Genomic DNA, 20,082 nt, shown 5'->3' with positions numbered 1-20,082 from the left:
AAAAAAGATCTATCAACTTATGTGTGATTGATTTATACATACGTATAAATCAGATCGAAAGCTGCGCAACAGGAACCAGAGAGATGAATCCAACCCGACAGAAACTGCTCGATACCGGCCTCGCCATCGCCACCGAGAAGGGGCTGCGCGGCCTGACGGTACGCGAGCTGGCGGCGGCGGCCGAGGTGAACCTCGGCTCCTTCGTCTATCACTTCGGCAACCGCGACGCCTTTATCGACGAGCTGGTTGAGCTCTGGTACGCCCCCCTCTATGACGAGCTCAAGGCGGTGGCAGCCAAAGGCTCCTACCCCTCTGCCATCGCCATGTTCGAGGCCACCATGGAGGCGCTGATCGGGCTGGTGGCGCGCCAGCGCGGCTTTATCAACCACCTGTTTGGCGATGCGCTGGCAGGCGAAGGGGCGGCCCAGCGTTTTCTGCTCAGCCTGCCGCGCCGCCATCCCCTGCTGCTGATCGAACAGGTACGGATGGCACAGGCGGAAGGTTCGCTGGTCGCGGGTCACCCGCTCCAGCTGATGATCTTCATCATGGGGTCGGTCGGCCTGCCGCTGGTGATCGCTGGCAGCGGTCGTCAGCTCGGCTGGCTGCCCGAACAGGCCGCCCCCTTTATCAGCCAGATAGACAACCCCGAGGCCGCCAGACAGCGGCTGGTATGGGCACTGCGCGGCCTGCGCCCCACCGACATGAAGAAAGGAGAAGCGGTATGAAACAACGCATCGCGATGGTAGCTCTGCTGCTGGCGGTTCTCAGTGGTTACCTCTGGTTGCAGAGCCATCCTCAAGGAGGGGCGGTATGAAGCAACGCATTGCAATCGTGGCCCTGCTGCTAACCGTTATCGGCGGCTACCTTTGGTGGCAGGGGCGCCCCGCCGACGGCTCCATCCTCTACGGCAATGTCGATATTCGCGACGTCAATCTGGCCTTTCGGGTCGGCGGCCGCGTCGATCAGGTGCTGGTCGATGAGGGGGATAGGGTAAAAGCCGGTCAACTGCTGGCCCGCCTCGATCCTGCCCCCCTCACCCACAGCCGCGACAGCGCCTGCGCCAATCTTGCTGCGCTCACTGCTGCCAACGCCTTGATCCACAAAGGCTATCGCAGCGAAGAGACCGACCGGGCCCGGGCCGCACTGGCCGCCGCCGAAGCCGCTGCGCTGGAGGCCAACCAGCAGTGGCGCCGCCAGAGCGCATTGGCCGCCACCGGCGCCATCTCCCGCGGTCAGCTCGATACCGCCCGCTCCCAGCGGGATCAGACCCAGGCGCAGGTGCGCTCCGCCCGCGAGCAGCTCGCCCAGCTCGAAACCGGCTACCGCCCGGAAGAGATTGCCCAGTCCGATGCCCAGCTGGAAGGGGCCAAAGCGACGCTCGCCAGTGCCGAACTGGCGCTGGCGGATGCCAACCTGACCGCCCCCAGCGACGGCATCATCATCAGCCGCGCCATCGAGAATGGCAGCATGGTGCAAAGCGGAGCGACCGCCTTCAACCTCTCCCTGACCGCGCCGGTCTGGGTGCGCGCCTATGTGGAGGAGCCCTGGCTCGGCCACTTCCCGAGCGGCGCCAAGGTGACCCTTACCACCGACTCGCGGCCGGATCGGCCCTATCACGGGGTGGTGGGCTTTGTCTCACCGACCGCCGAGTTCACCCCGAAATCGGTGGAGACGCCTGACTTGCGCACCCACCTCGTCTACCGGCTGCGCATCGTGGTGCAGGACCCCGACCCGGCCCTGCGCCAAGGGATGCCGGTCACCGTCAGGCTGGCGCCATGAGCTGCGCCATCTCCCTTGAGGGGCTCACCAAACGCTTTGGTGAGCGGGTCGCCCTCAACGCCATATCGGCAACCATTCCGGCTGGCGGCATCACCGGGCTGGTCGGCCCCGACGGCGCAGGCAAGAGCACTTTGCTGCGCCTGCTGGCCGGTCTGCTGATCCCCGAAGCGGGCACCATCCGGGTGCTGGGGTTGGATCCGGTGAGCGAGGGGAATCTGCTGCGCCAGCGCCTCGGCTACATGCCCCAGCAGTTCGGCCTCTACGAGGATCTCAGCGTGCTGGAGAACCTCACCCTCTACGCTGACTTGCGCGGCGTACTGGAGCCCGAACGCACGCCCACCTTTGCGCGGCTGCTCGCCTTCACCGATCTCGCTCGCTTCACCGCACGACCAGCGGGCAAGCTCTCTGGCGGGATGAAGCAGAAACTCGGGCTGGCCTGCGCCCTGCTCGGCACCCCGGATGTGCTGCTGCTCGACGAACCCGGGGTCGGGGTCGATCCCATCTCCCGCCGCGCCCTCTGGCAGATGGTGCGCGAACTGGCAAAAGGGGGGATGACGGTGCTCTGGAGTACCGCCTATCTCGACGAGGCGGAGCTGTGCGACCACGTGCTGCTGATGGCGGATGGCAAGGTGCGCACCAGCGGCACGCCAGCCGATCTGATGGGAGCCATGGCCAGCCGCTGCTGGCTGCTGGAGGCGGGGCAACTGGATGGCCGCGAGCGGCGCGCCCTGCTGCGCCGGGCACTGGCTCACCCGGCGGTGATGGATGGCGCGGTGGCGGGAGAGCGGGTTCGCCTGCTGCTGCACCCGGGCATGACGCCCCCGCCGCTGGCGGAGCTGCAATTGACCAACGGCGCCTTTCAACCGGCTCAGCCCAGGCTGGAGGATGCCTTTATCGACCTGCTCGGCGGCGGCCCCGATGGAGAGTCGAGTCTGGCAGCGGGGATGCGGGAAGCAGAACTGCCGCAGGGGGTCTCCCCCGAGGCGGTGATCGAGGCGCGCCACCTCACCAAACGCTTCGGCGATTTTGCCGCCACCGATGATGTCAGCTTTGCGGTGCGCCGCGGCGAGATCTTCGGCCTGCTCGGCCCCAACGGGGCGGGCAAGTCCACCACCTTCAAGATGGAGTGCGGCCTGCTGCGCCCGAGCGAGGGACAGGCGCTGGTGACCGGCATCGATCTGGCCCACAGCCCCTCGGCGGCACGCCAGCGCCTCGGTTACATGGCGCAGAAGTTCTCCCTCTACAAGCAACTCACCGTGGCGCAGAACCTCTCCTTCTTCGCCGGTATCTACGGCCTGTTCGGTCGCCACCAGCAGACGCGGATCGACGCTATGGTGACTGCCTTTGCCCTCGCCCCCTGGCTCGATCAGAAGGCTGAATCCCTGCCGCTCGGCCTGCGCCAGCGCTTATCGCTGGCCTGCGCCCTGCTGCACGAGCCGCCGCTGCTGTTTCTCGACGAGCCCACCTCCGGGGTCGATCCGGTAACCCGGCGCGAGTTCTGGTCTCACATCAACGCGCTGGCCGACCACGGCGTCACCGTGCTGGTCACCACCCATTTTATGGATGAGGCGGAGTATTGCGACCGCATCGCCCTCATCTATCGCGGCAAGCTGCTGGCGCTCGGCACCCCGGACGATCTCAAGGGGTTGGCCGCCAAAGAGGCGGCGACCTCTTTGCCAACCGGCTCCTTGCCGACCATGGAAGAGGCCTTTATCACGCTGGTCGAGCGGGCCAGCGAGGAGGACGCATGAGCATCAACCGTCGGCGACTGCTGGCCCTCTGCCGCAAGGAGACGCTGCAAATCGTCCGTGACCCGAGCAGCATCCTCATCGCCTTCATCATGCCGGTGGTACTGCTGGTGGTGATGGGTTACGCCATCAATCTGGATGTGGACCATTTGCGCCTCGGCATCTGGCGTACCGACAGCGGCGCCCCGGCGGTGCGGCTGGAGCAGGCCCTGCGCGGCTCTACCGCGCTGGAGATCCACAGCGGCCCGAGCAAGGAGTCCCTGCTCGCCAGTCTGGCCCGTGGCGAGATCCGCGGCCTGCTGGTGATCGACGACGGCTTCTCCCGCGCCATGGCCGGTCAGGGCAATGGTACGCCGCAGGCGCTGCTGCTGACCGACGGCTCCGAGCCCAACACTGCCAACTTCGTCACCAACTATGTGCAGGGGATCTGGCAGGGGTGGCTCGCTGGCGAGGGGGTCGCCATGCCGGTGTCGATAGAGAGCCGCGCCTGGTTCAATCCTGCGCTGGTGAGCCGCAACTTTCTGGTACCGGGCTCCATTGCGGTGGTGATGACCATCATCGGCGCCCTGCTCACCTCGCTGGTAGTGGCGCGGGAGTGGGAGCGCGGCACCATGGAGGCGCTGCTCGCCACCCCGGTCACCAAGGGGGAGCTGCTGCTCTCCAAACTGCTGCCCTACTATGGCCTCGGCATCATCGCCATGCTGCTCTGCCTGCTCTTCTCGGTGGCGGTAATGGGCGTGCCATGGCGCGGCTCCCTGCTGCTGCTCTTTCTGGTCACCAGCGTCTTTCTCGGCAGCGCGCTCGGACTCGGGCTGTTCCTCTCCACCGTGATGCGCAGCCAGTTCAATGCCGCGCAGGCAGCGCTGATCGCCGCCTTTCTGCCCGCGGTAATGCTGTCGGGCTTCGTGTTCGAGATCGCCAGCATGCCGCCGCTGCTGCGGGCCATCACCCACCTCATTCCGGCCCGTTACTTCGCAAGCTCGCTGCAGACCCTCTATCAGGCGGGCAGCGTCTTCTCGATCCTGCTGGTCAACGGTTTCTGTCTGCTGCTGCTGGCCGGTTTCTGGCTGGCCCTGACCGCCCGCAAGACGCGGCGCACTCTGGAGTAACCCATGCTGATCCGACTCTGGTGGCTGATCCGAAAAGAGCTGCAGGCCCTGATGGGCAATACCCAGGGGCGCTTTCTGCTCATCATGCCGGTGCTGCTGCAGACCGCCCTCTTCCCGTTCGCCGCCACTCTGGAGGTGACCGGCAATACGCTGGCCATCTACAACCAGGATGGCGGCGCCCAGAGCCGCGAGCTGCTGGAGCGCCTCACCCATATGCCCGCCTTCACCACCATCATCCCGGTGCAGGGCGAGGCGGGCATGACCGAGGCCATCACCGGACAGCAGGCGCTGCTCGGGCTGATTATTCCGGGTGATTTCTCCCGCCGATTGGCGCGTGGCGAACCGGCCAAGGTGCAGCTGATTATCGACGGCCGCCGCTCCAACGGCGGTCAGGTGGCGGCGGGCTACATCAGTCAGGTGATCGCCCGCTGGCAAAGTGAGGGCAAGGGCCAACCCGAGCTGGCGGTACGCAACCTCTACAACCCCAACGTCGAATTCCACTGGCATATCCTGCCAGCGCTGGTGGCCATCATCACCACCACTGGCTGCCTGATCGTCACCGCCCTCTCGGTAGCGCGGGAGCGGGAAGAGGGCACCTTCGATCAGCTGCTGGTCTCCCCCCTCACCGCAGGCTGGATCATGGCGGGCAAGGCGGTGCCCGGCATCATGGTGGCGGTGGGGCAAGGGTGTATAGTCGCGCTGGCCGCCCGTTTTGTCTTTCACCTCCCCTTTGCCGGCAGCCTCAGCCTGCTGATGGCGGGCATGGTCTGCTACGGGCTGGCACTGGCCGGAATCGGGCTCTTCATCTCGTCGTTCTGCTCGACCCAGCAGCAGGCCTTTCTCGGGGTCTTCTCCTTCACCGTACCGGCGGTGATCCTCTCGGGCTACATCTCGCCGGTGGAGAACATGCCGCAGGTGTTCCAGTGGCTGGCGGCCATCGACCCCCTTACCCACTTCATCGTGCTGCTCAAGGGGGTCTTCCTCAAAGGGTTTGACTGGTCGGCCGCCTGGCCCCTGCTCTGGCCGCTGCTCGCCATCTCCGGGGTCACCCTGTCGCTGGCGCTCACCATGTTCCGCCGCCATATCGCCTGACGCGCCGCCTTGCTCGGCTGATGCCGGTCTCGCCCAGTGCGAGATCGGCTTTTTCCGACAGAAGTTTTCACTCCCCGGCTTTTGCTAAAGCGCTCTTGCTCTCCACCATCCCTCACTCCAAGCCAGCGCAGAAATCATCAACTGGTATACCCATTTTTGTATATCTTTGAATTTTATCGAATTACCCCTGACGAGATATATAAATAGACACTTGATTTGCATCAATTGCCCGCCCCGACTGACTGGGTAGCCTAGCCCCAGAATGATGTTTTATTACTCCAAACTAGAGGCAATCATGAGCAAAGTCAGACTGGTCGTTGTGGGCAACGGCATGGTGGGGCACCGCTTCATCGAAGAGTTGATCGAGCGGGCCGACCCGGGCCGCTACGAGATCACCATTTTCGGTGCAGAACCCCGTCCCGCCTACGATCGCGTCCATCTCTCCTCCTACTTCTCCCATCACACCAGCGAAGAGCTCTCCCTCGTCAAACCCGGCTTCTACGACAAGCACGGCATCCGCCTGCTGCTCGGCGAAGCGGTGAAAAAAATCGACAGGGCCAACCGCGAAGTGCACTCCAACAAGGGCACTGTGGTCGGGTACGACAAACTGGTGCTGGCCACCGGCTCCTACCCCTGGGTACCGCCCATTGCGGGCAGTCAGCACCACGAGTGCTTCGTCTATCGCACCATCGAGGATCTGAAAGCCATTCGCAGCGCCGCCAAGAGTGGCAAGAGCGGGGTGGTGATCGGGGGCGGCCTGCTTGGCCTCGAAGCGGCCGGTGCCCTGAAGGCGCTGGGTCTCGAAACCCACGTGGTGGAGTTTGCTCCTGTGCTGATGGCCGAGCAGCTCGACGGTCAGGGCGGCCAGCTGCTGCGCCGCAAGATTGAATCCATGGGCGTGCAGGTGCACACCAGCAAGAGCACCAGCGAGCTCCTGATGCACGGCGGCGAACAGGCGAAACACCGCCTCGCCTTCGCCGACGGCAGCCAACTGGAAGTAGACGTGGTGGTCTTCTCCACCGGCATTCGCCCGCAAGACACCCTCGGCCGTTACGGTGATCTCGCCATCGCCGAGCGCGGCGGCATCGTCATCGACGATCACTGCCTCACCTCCGATCCCGACATCTATGCCATCGGCGAGTGCGCCGCCTGGCAGGGCCGCTTCTTCGGGCTGGTGGCGCCGGGCTACAAGATGGCCCAAATCACCGTCGACCATCTGCTCGGCGGCGACAGCCGCTTCGAAGGGGCAGACATGAGTGCCAAGCTGAAACTGCTCGGCGTCTCCGTCGGTTCCATCGGTGATGCCCATGGCCGCACCCCGGGCAGCCACAGCTATGTATTTCAAGACGATCAGGCTGGCGTCTACAAGAAGATCGTGGTGAGCGAAGACAGCAGCCGCCTGCTCGGCGCCGTACTGGTGGGTGACGTGGAGGATTACGGCAACCTGCTGCAGATGATGCTCAACGCCCTGCCGCTGCCGAGCCACCCGGACACCCTGATCCTGCCCGCCTACGCCGGTGCCAAGCCGACGTTGGGGGTGGATGCCCTGCCGGAGAGCGCCCAGATCTGCTCCTGTTTCGACGTCTCCAAGGGCGACATCGCTCAGGCGGTGGCCGAGGGTCACACCACGCTGGCCGCCATCAAGCAGCACACCAAGGCCGGTACCGGCTGCGGCGGCTGTGTGCCGCTCATCAGTCAGGTGCTCAACGCCGAGCTGGTGAAGCAGGGCATCGAGGTCAACAACCACCTCTGCGCCCACTTCCCCCACTCCCGTCAGGAGCTGTTCCATCTGGTCAAGGTGGAGGGGATCAAGAGCTTCGACGAGCTGCTGGCCAAGCATGGTCAGGGCTATGGCTGCGAGGTGTGCAAACCGACCGTCGGCTCCATCCTCGCCTCCTGCTGGAACGAGCATGTGCTGAGCCCGCGCAATACCCCGCTGCAGGACACCAACGACATCTTCCTCGGCAACATGCAGAAGGACGGCAGCTACTCCGTCATCCCGCGCATGGCCGGTGGCGAAGTGACCCCGGAAGGGCTGCTGGCGGTGGCCGAAGTGGCTCGCGACTACAAGCTCTACACCAAGATCACCGGCGCCCAGCGCATCGGTCTGTTCGGGGCTCAGAAGGATGACCTGCCCGCCATCTGGCGCAAGCTGCTGGCAGCCGGATTCGAGACAGGTCAGGCCTACGCCAAGGCGCTGCGTATGGCCAAGACCTGTGTCGGCAGCACCTGGTGCCGCTTCGGCGTGCAGGACAGCGTTGGCCTCGGGGTCTTCCTCGAGAACCGTTACAAGGGGATTCGCACCCCGCACAAGATGAAGTTCGGCGTCTCCGGCTGTACCCGCGAATGTGCGGAAGCCCAAGGTAAGGATGTCGGCATCATCGCCACCGACGCGGGCTGGAACCTCTATGTGGGCGGCAACGGCGGTATGAAGCCGCGCCACGCCGATCTGCTGGCGTCTGACCTCGACCGCGAGACCCTCATCAAGCTGATCGACCGTTTCATGATGTTCTACGTCACCAGCGCCGACAAACTGCAGCGCACCTCGGTCTGGCTCGGCAATCTGGAAGGGGGCGTCGACTACCTGCGCGAAGTGATCGTCGACGACAAGCTGGGGCTGGCCGAGACACTGGAGCGCGATATCCAGACCCTCATCGACAGCTACGAGTGCGAATGGTCGCGCACCCTCAACGAAGAGGAGGCGCTCAAGCGCTTCAGCCACTTCATCAACAGCGACAAGCGCGATCCGGACGTGCAGTTCGTCGCCGAGCGCGACCAGCACCGACCGGCGACTCCGGCCGAGCGCATCCCCGTCTACCAGATCGAGGTGGAGACCAAATGATGAAACTTGCCTGCCAACTCAACGACATCCTGCCGGGAACCGGTGTCTGCGCACTCATTGAAGGTCGCCAGATCGCCCTGTTCCGCCCGAACGCGGCGGCCGAGGTGTTCGCCATCGACAACCGGGATCCCTTCTTCGCCGCCAACGTGCTGTCGCGGGGCCTGATCTGCGAACACGACGGCGAGCTATGGGTCGCCAGCCCGCTCAAGAAGCAGCGCTTTCGCCTGAGCGACGGCCACTGTTTCGACAATCCCGCCATGTCGGTGCAGAGCTACCCCGTTGAAGTGCGCGACCAGCAGGTCTGGGTCGCCGTCTAAGCCGATTTCACTCTCTTTCGGGCTGCCTGTGGGCAGCCCTTTCAAGGACTCACAAGATGTACACGGAAACCATCAACAAGTGCGCCGCCAACGCGGCCCGCATCAACCGCTTCGAGCGCAGCGACAAGCTCGGCTTCTGGCTCAGCTCCGCCATGGCGGGGGCCTATGTGGGCCTCGGCATCATCCTCATCTTCACCCTCGGCAATCTGGTGGATCCCGCCATCCGGCCGCTGGTGATGGGGGCCACCTTCGGCATCGCCCTGACCCTGGTGATCATCGCTGGCTCAGAGCTGTTCACCGGCCACACCATGTTCCTCACCTTCGGGGTGAAGACAGGCAAGATCACCCTGGCCGACCTGCTGCGTATCCTGCCGCAGACCTGGGCCGGCAACCTGATTGGCTCCATCGTGGTGGCGCTCATCTACTCCTACGGCGGCAGCCTGCTGCCGGACGCGGGCAGTCTGGCCCACAAGGTGGCGCTGGCCAAGACCCAGGCACCGGCGCTGACCCTGTTTATGAAGGGTGTGCTGTGCAACTGGCTGGTCTGCCTCGCCATCTGGATGGCGCTGCGCACCGAAGGGGCCGCCCGCTTCATCGCCATCTGGTGGTGCCTGCTGGCCTTCATCGCCTCCGGCTACGAGCACTCCATCGCCAACATGACCCTGTTCGCCCTCTCCTGGTTTGGCGCCCACTCCGATGCCTACACCCTGAGCGGCATCGGCCACAACCTGCTGTGGGTGACCCTGGGCAACACCGTCTCCGGCGCCCTCTTTATGGGCCTCGGCTACTGGTATGCCACCCCCAAGGCTGAGCGCCCGGTCGCGGTGAGCGAAACCACCAGCACCGCCAACCAGACCCGAACCGCCTGATCCGGAGGCCCCATGGACTACTTGCCCATCTTTTGCCGACTCGACAACAAACCCGTGCTGCTGGTCGGCGGCGGCGAGGTAGCGGAGCGCAAGGCGCGTCTGCTGCTGGATGCCGGTGCCCACCTCACAGTCGTAGCGCCCGAGCTCGACCCTGAGCTGGCGGAACTGGCTGCCAACGGGAGCATCGAGTGGCTGGCCGGTGAATTTGCGCCGCAGCAACTGGCGGGCAAGTGGCTGGTGGTGGCCGCCACCGATCGGCGCGAGGTGAATGCGCTGGTTTACCAGAGCGCCAACCGGGCGCGGATCTTTGCCAACGTGGTGGATGACCCGAAACGCTCCAGCTTCATCATGCCGTCGATCATCGATCGCTCGCCGCTGATGGTGGCCATCTCCTCCGGCGGCAAGGCGCCTGTGCTGGCCCGGCTGCTGCGGGAAAAACTCGAAGCCCTGCTGCCGCAACATCTGGGGGCCGTGGCGACCTTTGCCGGCAGCCTGCGGGAGCGGGTCAAGGCCCGCTTTGCCAACATGGGGGAGCGGCGCCGCTTCTGGGAGCGGCTGCTCGGGGCGGATCGGCTCGGTCAGGCGCTGGCGCGGGGCGATAGCGCCTCCGCCAATCAGCTGGCCGACAACCTGTTTGCCGACGAATGCAACACCGCTGGCGAAGTAGTGCTGGTGGGAGCCGGCCCCGGCGATCCGGGCCTGCTCACCCTGCACGCCCTGCGCCAGATGCAGCAGGCCGACGTGGTGGTCTATGACCGACTGGTCTCCGACGAGGTGATGGCGCTGGTGCGCCGCGATGCCAAACGCATTTTCGTCGGCAAGCAGGCGGGCAACCACTGCGTGCCGCAGGAGGGGATCAACCAGCTCTTGCTGGAAGAGGCGCAGAAGGGGCAACGGGTAGTGCGGCTGAAGGGGGGTGACCCCTTCATCTTCGGCCGTGGCGGCGAGGAGCTGGAGACGCTGGTCGGCAGCGGCATCGGTTTTCAGGTGGTGCCCGGCATCACCGCAGCCAGCGGCTGCGCCGCCTACGCCGGCATTCCGCTCACCCACCGCGATCACGCCCAGAGCGTTCGCTTCGTCACCGCGCACGGCAAGGGGGGCGCCCGGGATCTCGACTGGCCGCTGCTGGCGAAGGACAAGCAGACGCTGGTGTTCTATATGGGGCTCTCCTCCTGCGCCACCATCCGCGAGCAATTGCTGGCCCACGGCAAGGCGGGCGACACCCCGGTGGCGCTGATCGAGCGCGGCACCCAGCCCTGCCAACGGGTTATTCGCGGCACCCTCGATGAGCTGCCCGCGCTGGCGGTGGGGGTCGAGAGTCCGGCGCTCATTATGGTGGGCTCGGTGGTCACGTTGGCCGACCGGCTCGCCTGGTTTGGCGAGGCCCCGCAGCGCCAGCGAGCCCTCGCCTGAGGGATCCTCGGCAACTCACCATGAGGCCACCAGCAGGTGGCCTCACTTTTACCCCCCTCTTCTCCCATCACGGTCATAACCTGTTGTTTTAAGTCTGGTATCCTATGGGCATTGAGCCCTTGGCTACCATCTCAGGAATTCATCCCATGTCTCTTCCCATCAAGAACAGCGCCCGGCAGCGCGCGGATGACAGATCCCGCATTCTCACCCTGCTGCTACGCGATGACGCCCTCACCGACAGCCTGCTCGACCCGCAAGCGGTGCAGGATGCAGAGCAGCGCGATCAGACCAGCGAACTCACGGCGCTGGTCAACGGGTTGCCCGCCGCCGACGTCGCCGATGCGCTGGAGTCGCTGCCGCCTGATGAACGTCATGCCCTGTGGGCACTGGTGGAGGAGGAGAAGCGCGGCCAGATCCTGGTCGAAGCGTCGGAGACGGTGTGGGACAGCCTCATCAGCGGGATGAGCGACAAGGAGCTGCTGCACGCCCTGCGTACCCTGGATATCGACGATCAGATCTATCTGGGCCAGTACCTGCCGCGCAACCTGATGGGGCGGCTGCTCACCTATATGGCCCCCGCCGACCGGGATCGGGTGCGGGAGGTGATCCGCTACGGCAAGCACACCGTCGGCGCCATGATGGACTTCGAGATCATCACCATCCGCCCCGAGGTGAGTCTGGCCACGGTGCAGCGCTATCTGCGGCTGCGCGGCAAGATCCCCGCCAACACCGACAAGCTGTTCGTCATCGATCGTCGCAACCACCTGCTGGGGGAGCTGGCCCTCACCACAGTGCTGCTGCACAAACCCGCCACTCTGGTGAGCGACGTGATGGAGCGGGATCCGGTCACCTTCGATCCGGAGGATAACGACGAAGCGGCGGCCCGCACCTTCGAGCGGGATGACCTGCTCTCCGCCGCCGTGGTGGATGGCAAGGGCAAGCTGATGGGCCGCCTCACCGTCGAAGAGGTGGTGGATCTGGTCTATGAGGAGAGTGACACCGACCTGCGCCGGATGGGGGGTATCAGCGAGGATGAAGACGTGTTCGCCCCTGTCTCCAAGGCGGTCAAGACCCGCTGGGCCTGGCTTGCCATCAACCTCTGCACCGCCTTTGTCGCCTCGCGGGTGATCGGCCTGTTCGAGCACACCATCTCCCAGCTGGTGGCGCTGGCGGCCCTGATGCCCATCGTCGCCGGGATCGGCGGCAACACCGGCAACCAGACCATCACCATGATAGTGCGGGCGCTGGCATTGCAGCACATTCAGGCGGGCAACCTCTCCTTCCTGCTGCTGCGGGAACTCGGCGTCGCCTTTATCAACGGGCTGGTGTGGGGCGGCACCATGGGCATTGCCACCTACCTGCTCTATCAGGATGCGGCGCTCGGCGCCGTGATGACCCTGGCCATGATGCTCAACCTGCTGGTGGCCGCCCTGATGGGGGTGATTATCCCCATGACCATGACCCGCCTCGGCCGCGACCCGGCAGTCGGTGCCAGCGTGATGATCACCGCCATCACCGACACTGGCGGCTTCTTTATCTTCCTCGGGCTGGCGACACTCTTCCTGCTGTAAACCGTGCGTTGAAAACAACAAGGGAGCCACTGGCTCCCTTGTTGTTTCAGGCGCGTTTGCCCACCCCTGCCGTTAGCTGCTTATCGCTTGTCAGCGGTGATCAGCAAGCCATTGGTGTCGGGGAAGCCGATGACCAGCGCCTCTTTTTTGGCATCCGTGGTAAAGGTGGTGACATAGGCAACGCTGTTATCCATCGCCCGGGCCAGAGCAGCATTCCAGAGGTTTTCGATCGGCGTGGCGGCAGCGGATTGCTTGAAGTTGCACTTGCCAAACCCAGTCATGGTCAGCTTGCTCAACCCGGCAGTGGCACTCCCCTCGCCCACCAGCGTACAACCTGCCGCCGGGAACTCGATCGCCACCGTCAGCTTGCCGCCGTTGTTGGTGGTATCCACCTTGCCCACCATGTCGCTGCTGAAGCCATCGCTGCCCGTGGCACTCCAGCTGGCCGTGGTCACCGCTTTGGTGGTCAGAGCCGTCACCGCCACATGACCGCTGAAACCGGAATAGATGGGGGAGTTGTCGGAGAACTTGGTGCCGGTTCGGGTGAAATCAAAAACCCAGCGCTTGATCTCCTTGCCCTGCAGATCGATGACCGGCTGATCCTGGAAGGTGATGAGGTTGTGGTCGTTGGTCACCGAGCTGAGCGCCGTGCTGGTGCCGAGCCGCTCGCTGTTGCGGATCAACTGCACCGGGTAGATCCCGTCTTTGTCGGCTTTCTGGTCAGCCTGACCCAGCCACTGGCTGTTGATCTCGACCTTGCCCACCTGATGATCCACCCAGACACCCCAGTACTGCACGGTTTCACCCTTCGGGTAGATCAGCGCCAGACCATCCAGATCCTTGATCATGCGCGGCGTCGCCTTGTCGCCGTCGCGGCTCATCAGATTCGCTTGGTAAAGACCCGCCTCAGGCAGAGCCAGCGGCACCCGCTTGGCAATGCTGTTGGCAGCTTTTTCGCTGTCACAGGCAGACAGGGCGGCGGCGCAGGCGATGGCCAGCAGCGCTTTGTTGTGCATTTTCATGAAGTTTTATTCCTTGCTGTCGCTTTGTAATTTTTAGATGCAATCAATCGCCGCTGAATTTAAGGGAAAGGTCATCTATCAGTCGAATGGAGATCTGTAACCAACCATTACAGCCTCGCAGGAGCGGCAGACCGCTCCGCTTGCCCCGACCGCACAGCGGTGACGACAGGGTGACTAACGGCGGAAAAGCAGCGAGGGTAGCGAACCAAAAAAACAGATTAAAATCAGAGTCATAACTCTATTAACAGGAGGGTAATTAGCCCGAATTGCCAGCCTGCTCACAATCGGATTCTTTTGCTGTCGATAGAATGCACCACGCTGGCATACCCATAACAAGAGAATCCAACAATGAAAACCACCCTCAAACTGAGCGCGGTGGCAGTTATCTTTTTGCTGTCCGGCTGTGACGACAACAACTCTCAGGCCCCCGGTGATCTCACCCTGCGGCTGATCGAAACCTCTGATATCCACTCCAACCTGCTGAGTTACGACTACTACCAGAACAAGCCGGATGCCTCGCTGGGCTTTGCCCGCACCGCAGTGCTGATCCGCAAGGCCCGCGACGAGAACGCCAACAACCTGCTGATCGACAACGGCGACCTGATCCAGGGTACCCCGCTGGCCGACTATATCCACGACCAGCAGGTCAAACAGCAGTGGCTGAGCAAGCAGACTCACCCCGCCATCAAGGCGCTCAACACCATGAGCTATGATGTCGGCAACCTGGGCAACCACGAGTTCAACTTCGGTCTCGACTTCCTCTCGGAGACCCTGAAAGGGGCCAACTACCCCTACATCAACGCCAACGTCTTCCAGGCCGATGCCTTCAGCCGTGATGGCAAGGGCGCCATCGACTGGAGCAAGCAGAAGTTCAAACCCTATGTGGTGCTGGATCGTCAGGTGAAGGATGCCAACGGCAATACCCAGACCATCAAGGTCGGGGTGCTGGGCCTGACCCCGCCCCAGATCACCCAGTGGGACAAGCGCAATCTGGAAGGCAAGGTGGTGGTGGCCGATATGGTCGAGACCGCCGAGCACTATGTACCCGAAATCCGCGCCAAGGGCGCTGACATCGTCGTGGTCGTGGCCCACACCGGCATCATCGGTGACCCGCGCGAACCCATGATGGAGAACGCCGCCCTGCCGCTGGCCAAGGTGAAAGGGGTCGATGCCCTGCTGCTGGGCCACGCCCACCGCACCTTCCCGGGCGACTACCCCAACATGACCGACGTGGACAACGAGAAAGGCACCCTGGCGGGCGTACCGACCGTGATGCCGGGCGTCTGGGGCAATCACCTCGGCATCATCGACCTGCACATGACCTGGAAAGAGGGTCGCTGGGAAGTGGCCTCCAGCCAGTCCCAGCTGCGCAAGATCGACAGCAGTGCCAGCAGCACCGAAGATCAGGCGGTGGTCGATCAGGTCATTGCCGAGCACGAGCAGGCCAACCAGTGGCTGGACGAGCCCCTCAGCAAGATCACCAAGCCAATCCACAGCTTCTTCGCGCTGGTGCAGGATGACCCCTCCATCCAGATCGTCAGCGACGCCCAGCTGTGGCATGCCAAGAAGCTGCAACAGGATGGTCAGCTCAAGGAGAAATGGCCCATCCTCTCCGCCGCCGCGCCATTCCGCGGCGGTCGCAACGGCCCGACCGACTTCACCTATGTACCGGCTGGCGATATTTCCCTGCGCAACGTGGCCGACCTCTATGTCTACCCCAACACCCTGCAGGTGGTCGCCATCAATGGCGCGACCGTACAGGAGTGGCTGGAGAAGAGCGCCGTCCAGTTCAACAAGATCGATGCCGCCAGCACCGCCACCCAGTGGCTGGTGAACGAGAAGTACCGCACCTACAACTTCGACGTGATCGACGGAGTGAACTATCAGGTCGATGTGACCAAACCCGCCCGTTACGATGTGGATGGCAACAAGGTGAGCGACAGCTATCGCATCACCAACCTCACCTATCAGGGCAAGGCAATCGACCCGGCCCAGATGTTCTACGTGGTGACCAACAACTACCGCGCCAGCGGTGGTGGCAACTTCCCGGGCATCAACGCCAAGGTGATCGTCCATGAAGATCAGTTCGAAACCCGCGAAGTGCTCTCCGAATACCTCAAGGATCTGGCAGAGAAGAATCCGGCCGGTTTCGAGCCCCCGGCAGACAACAACTGGCAGCTGGCCCCCCTGCCCGCCAATCTGGATCTGCGCATCTACAGCTCGCCACGCAGCGAGGCGCAAGCCCTGACCGGTGGCAAGCTGAACTATGTAGAGACCCTGCCACCCACCGATGCCAAACACCCCGGCTTTGGCGTCTACAAGCTGGTGCTGGCACCCTGAACCTCAGGGTTAATCCGGCAATAACCTCTGCAACCCCCTCCTGATACGAGGGGGTTTTTGATGGTGCAGGCAGAGGGTCAGCTCTTGTACGCCAGCCGCTACCCGGAGCAACTCGCGCAGCCCATTTACCCCTTCACGCCATCATCCCCCTCTATCACACCATCCAGATCCCGGCTGTTCTGTCCCATCCCGCCCATAAAAAACAGGCCCACCGAAGTGGGCCTGCTGTTATCTGTGTGACCGGGAGTATCGCGATAGAGGGCGCTACTCCCGCTCCTTCACATAGGGTGTACCAAGTGCCTTGGGTGCCACCGCGCGGCCGATAAAACCGGCCAGCAGGAACACGGTCAGGATGTAGGGCAGTGCCTCGATGGCCTGCACCGGAATGGCGAAGCCACCGATGCTCACCCCTTGCAGCCGGATAGCGACCGCATCAAGGAAGCCGAACAGCAGACAGGCGGCCATGGCATTCCAGGGACGCCACTTGCCGAACACCAGCGCCGCCAGCGCCATAAAGCCCTTGCCCGCACTCATGTTGGGGATGAACTGGGCCGTCTGGGCCACCGCCAGATAGGTGCCACCGATACCGGCCAGCAGACCGCCGATGAGGAGCGCGGTGTAGCGCATCCGCACCACAGAGATACCGGCGGTATCGACCGCTGCGGGCGCCTCACCCACCGCCCGCAGACGCAGACCGAAGCGGGTACGGAACATCACCCACCATGCCAGCGGCACGCAGGCGAAGGCCACGTACTCCAGCAGGGAGTGGCCACTCAGCAGTTCGCTGTAGAGCTGGCCGATCACCGGCACATCCCACAGCTCCTTGGCATAGGGCAGATCGATGGGGGCGAAACGGGCATCACCGGAGAGCGCCGGGGTCTGGCCACCCTGATCGAACCAGTAACGGCCCAGGGTGACGGTCAGACCGGCCGCCAGAATGTTGATGGCCATGCCGCTCACCACCTGATCACCGCGGTGGGTGATGGTGGCAAAGCCGTGCATCAGGGCGAACAGGATGGAGACACCCACCCCGGCACCCAGACCTATCCAGGCAGAACCGGAGACCGCCGCCGCCGCACCACTGGCGAACGCCGCCGCCAGCAGTTTGCCTTCCAGCGCGATGTTGACCACCCCGGAGCGCTCGCAGAACATACCCGCCATGGCCGCCAGAATGAGCGGCGGCGCGGTCCGGATGGTCGCATCCAGCATCAGGATCAGAATTTCAAACATGATCAGACTCCTTTAGCTTGTGCGGCTGAGCGGTTGGCAAACGCCAGATAAAGCTGCTCGATGCGCGGGCGCATCATGTGCTCAAGGGCGCCACAGAACAGGATCACCAGACCCTGCAACACCACCACGATGTTGCGGTCGACACCGAACTCGAAGCTGAGCTCGGCGCCCCCCTGATAGAGGAAACCGAACAGCAGGCTGGCGATGATGACGCCGACCGGATGGTTGCGCCCCATCAGCGCCACCGCGATACCGGTGAAGCCGAATCCTTCCACGAAGTTGAGCTTGATCTGGTGCAGCTCACCCTGCAGCACGTTGAGGGCGAAGAAGCCCGACAGCATGCCGGAGATGACCATGGCCAGGATCACCACCTTGGGATAGGAGATACCGGCGTAGGCGGAGGCGCTCTGGCTGGCGCCGACCGAGCGGATCTCGTAACCCCAGCGGGTGTGCCAGATAAAGACCCACACCAGCGCCGCACAGATCAGCGCCCAGAAGAAGCTGATATTGAGCGGGCTGTTGGGGATCTCCATCCCGAACAGGTTCGCCAGCCCGCTCATCTTGGGCAGCCAGCTTGCTTCGGCAAACACCTTGCTCTCGGTCGCCATCGAGCCGGGCGGCTTGAACACCTCCACCAGCAGATAGGCCATCAGCGAGGCGGCGATGAAGTTGAACATGATGGTGGTGATCACGATATGGCTGCCGCGCTTGGCTTGCAGCCAGGCCGGAATAAAGGCCCAGGCCGCACCGAACAGACCACCGGCAATGATGGAGAGCGGCAACAGCAGGGCAAACGGCAGCACATCGCCGAGCATCAGACAGACCAGACCCACACCGAGCCCGCCGATATAGGCCTGACCTTCGCCACCGATATTGAACAGACCGGCGTGGAAGGCGACCGCCACCGACAGACCGGTAAAGATAAAGCCGGTTGCGTAGTAGAGGGTGAAGCCAACCCCTTCACCTGTGCCGAACGCGCCGTACCACATGATCTTGGCGGCATCGACCGGGTTGATGTCGAGGTAGTAGAACAGAATGGCCGACACCAGGAAGGCCAGCAGGATGTTGACCGCAGACAAGACGCCTACGGAGACCCAGGCAGGAATACGTACTTGGCTCATCAGTGGGCCTCCTTGGCTACGTCATCGGGAACGATATTCGCCATCATCAGACCAATGGTGCGCTCGTCCGCCTTGGCACCATCCAGCTCGCCGACGATGCGACCGTCGGCAATGACCAGAATCCGGTCAGCGAGGCTCATGATCTCGTCCAGCTCCACCGAGACCAGCAAGACGGCCTTGCCCTTGTCGCGCATGGCGATGATCTGCTGGTGGATATACTCGATGGCGCCGATGTCGACCCCGCGGGTCGGCTGGCCGATCAACAGCACATCCGGGTCCTGCTCCACTTCACGGGCGATCACCAGCTTCTGCTGGTTGCCACCGGAGAAGTTGGCGGTCTTGTGATCGGGATGGGGCGGACGCACGTCCCACTTCTCCATCTTGGCCTGACAATCCTGCTGGATCGCCTCCTTGTTCTGCAGCCACCCCTTGTTGTATTGCGGGCGGCGGTGATAACCGAGAATGAAGGCCTCTTTCGCCTCGAAGCGGTTGATCAGCCCCATCTTGTGGCGATCTTCCGGCACATGGCCGAGGCCGTAGTTGCGCACCAGCTCCGGATCGGCCGGGTGCTCCGCGCTCACCTTGTGCACGCCGCTGCGACTGCTGATGGTGAAGCCGCCCTTGCTCGGCTTGAGAATGCCGCCAAGCAGGCTGAGCAGTTCGGACTGACCGTTGCCGGAGACCCCGGCAATGCCGACCACTTCACCGGCCCGCACCTCGAAGCTGACCGATTTGACCCGCTCCACCTTGCTGGCATCGAAGTAGCTGAGCCCTTCGATCTTCAGCTTGGCTTCACCGGGCTGGGTTGGCCCCTTGTCGACCTTGAGGCGCACCTTGCGGCCCACCATCAGCTCGGCCAGCTGCTCCTTGTCGGTATCCCTGGTGGCGACGTGGGCCACCATCTCGCCACGGCGCATGATGGAGACCTGATCGGTAATGGCCAGGATCTCCCGCAGCTTGTGGGTGATAAGGATGATGGTCGCCCCCTGATCCCGCAGCTTTTTCAGCACCTCGAACAGGTGATCCGCCTCTTGCGGGGTCAGTACCCCGGTCGGCTCGTCGAGGATCAGGATGCGGGCGCCGCGATAGAGCGCCTTGAGAATTTCGACCCGCTGTTGCAAGCCAACCGGCAGATCTTCGACCTTCTCGTGCAGCGGCACGTCGAGGCCATAGTCTCGCGCCAGTTCGCCCAGCAACTTTTCGGCTGACGCCACGCTCTGCTGAAGGTGCCAGCCGTTCTCAGCGCCGAGGATGACGTTTTCCAATACGGTGAAGTTATTGACCAGCATGAAGTGCTGGTGAACCATGCCCACGCCTGCGGCAATCGCATCTTGTGAGCCATGGGGTTTGAAAGGATTCCCGTCGATCAGCATCTCGCCTTTGTCGGCATGGTAGAAACCATAAATGATGCTCATCAGGGTGGACTTACCGGCGCCATTTTCGCCGACAATGCCGTGGATACTGCCTTTGCGAACCTTAAGGTCGATCAGCTTGTTGGCGTACACTTCGCCGAACCGCTTATCGATACCTCTTAATTCGATGGCATAGCGATCTGTCTGGTCCATGATGCAGCCCTGCGTTTCATGAAATAAGACTAAAAACCGGCCCGTGCGGGCCGGTGGTGCGTTG

15 protein-coding genes are annotated in these 20,082 nt (G+C 63.4%); 11 read left to right on the top strand and 4 right to left on the bottom strand.

The window, feature by feature from the left end; translation table 11 throughout:
- Nucleotides 1-83: 83 nt before the first annotated feature.
- From VF684_RS11420 to mgtE, 10 genes are all read left to right on the top strand, one after another.
- On the top strand, nt 84-725 hold the full coding sequence (locus VF684_RS11420) for a TetR/AcrR family transcriptional regulator (protein ID WP_160880621.1): 642 nt from the start codon (nt 84-86) through the stop codon (nt 723-725).
- Between the two features lie 85 nt (nt 726-810).
- Complete coding sequence (hlyD, locus tag VF684_RS11415) at nt 811-1,779, top strand: secretion protein HlyD (protein WP_149151897.1); 969 nt, start codon at nt 811-813, stop codon at nt 1,777-1,779.
- Nucleotides 1,776-3,530 (top strand): ATP-binding cassette domain-containing protein, encoded by a 1,755-nt coding sequence (locus tag VF684_RS11410; RefSeq protein ID WP_201914888.1) that lies wholly within the window; start codon nt 1,776-1,778, stop codon nt 3,528-3,530. Before hlyD ends, VF684_RS11410 begins: the two co-directional genes overlap by 4 nt.
- Complete coding sequence (locus VF684_RS11405; protein ID WP_043821453.1) at nt 3,527-4,636, top strand: ABC transporter permease; 1,110 nt, start codon at nt 3,527-3,529, stop codon at nt 4,634-4,636. The genes VF684_RS11410 and VF684_RS11405 overlap by 4 nt, the downstream gene beginning before the upstream one ends.
- A gap of 3 nt (nt 4,637-4,639) precedes the next feature.
- Entirely contained in the window at nt 4,640-5,728 is a 1,089-nt protein-coding gene (locus VF684_RS11400) for an ABC transporter permease (RefSeq protein ID WP_139440631.1), read from the top strand.
- A 295-nt stretch (nt 5,729-6,023) separates the two neighbouring features.
- Nucleotides 6,024-8,570, top strand: a complete 2,547-nt coding sequence (gene nirB, locus VF684_RS11395) for a nitrite reductase large subunit NirB (RefSeq protein ID WP_162516053.1) — start codon at nt 6,024-6,026, stop codon at nt 8,568-8,570.
- Complete coding sequence (gene nirD, locus VF684_RS11390; RefSeq protein ID WP_042079916.1) at nt 8,570-8,887, top strand: nitrite reductase small subunit NirD; 318 nt, start codon at nt 8,570-8,572, stop codon at nt 8,885-8,887. Before nirB ends, nirD begins: the two co-directional genes overlap by 1 nt.
- A 56-nt stretch (nt 8,888-8,943) precedes the next feature.
- A complete protein-coding gene (gene nirC / locus VF684_RS11385) occupies nt 8,944-9,756 on the top strand; it encodes a nitrite transporter NirC (protein WP_139440629.1) in 813 nt (270 codons plus the stop codon).
- A gap of 12 nt (nt 9,757-9,768) precedes the next feature.
- On the top strand, nt 9,769-11,169 hold the full coding sequence (gene cysG / locus VF684_RS11380) for a siroheme synthase CysG (RefSeq protein WP_139440628.1): 1,401 nt from the start codon (nt 9,769-9,771) through the stop codon (nt 11,167-11,169).
- Between the two features lie 146 nt (nt 11,170-11,315).
- Nucleotides 11,316-12,740, top strand: coding sequence for a magnesium transporter (mgtE, locus tag VF684_RS11375; protein WP_111900427.1), 1,425 nt, complete (start codon nt 11,316-11,318; stop codon nt 12,738-12,740).
- Nucleotides 12,741-12,820: 80 nt separating this feature from the next.
- On the opposite strand, the gene VF684_RS11370 is transcribed toward mgtE, so the two are convergent.
- Nucleotides 12,821-13,762, bottom strand: a complete 942-nt coding sequence (locus tag VF684_RS11370; RefSeq protein WP_139440627.1) for a hypothetical protein — start codon at nt 13,760-13,762, stop codon at nt 12,821-12,823.
- Nucleotides 13,763-14,110: 348 nt separating this feature from the next.
- Here VF684_RS11370 and VF684_RS11365 point away from each other — a divergent pair, with 348 nt between their 5' ends.
- On the top strand, nt 14,111-16,102 hold the full coding sequence (locus VF684_RS11365) for a bifunctional 2',3'-cyclic-nucleotide 2'-phosphodiesterase/3'-nucleotidase (RefSeq protein WP_139440626.1): 1,992 nt from the start codon (nt 14,111-14,113) through the stop codon (nt 16,100-16,102).
- 264 nt (nt 16,103-16,366) lie between these two features.
- Here the strand turns inward: VF684_RS11365 and VF684_RS11360 are convergent, their stop codons facing one another.
- The 3 genes from VF684_RS11360 to VF684_RS11350 are packed head-to-tail and all read right to left on the bottom strand — an operon-like array spanning nt 16,367 to nt 20,018.
- A complete protein-coding gene (locus VF684_RS11360; protein ID WP_021230728.1) occupies nt 16,367-17,332 on the bottom strand; it encodes an ABC transporter permease in 966 nt (321 codons plus the stop codon).
- A gap of 2 nt (nt 17,333-17,334) precedes the next feature.
- On the bottom strand, nt 17,335-18,453 hold the full coding sequence (locus tag VF684_RS11355; RefSeq protein WP_005357011.1) for an ABC transporter permease: 1,119 nt from the start codon (nt 18,451-18,453) through the stop codon (nt 17,335-17,337).
- Nucleotides 18,453-20,018 carry an ABC transporter ATP-binding protein gene (locus VF684_RS11350; protein ID WP_374862211.1) on the bottom strand — a complete coding sequence of 522 codons (1,566 nt, stop codon included), beginning with the start codon at nt 20,016-20,018 and terminating at the stop codon, nt 18,453-18,455. Before VF684_RS11350 ends, VF684_RS11355 begins: the two co-directional genes overlap by 1 nt.
- Between the last annotated feature and the right edge of the window lie 64 nt (nt 20,019-20,082).

This window comes from Aeromonas sp. Lyrl_2 (assembly GCF_051948815.1).
Lineage (GTDB): Bacteria > Pseudomonadota > Gammaproteobacteria > Enterobacterales > Aeromonadaceae > Aeromonas > Aeromonas veronii.
This window is presented reverse-complemented; position numbering and strand designations above follow the sequence as displayed.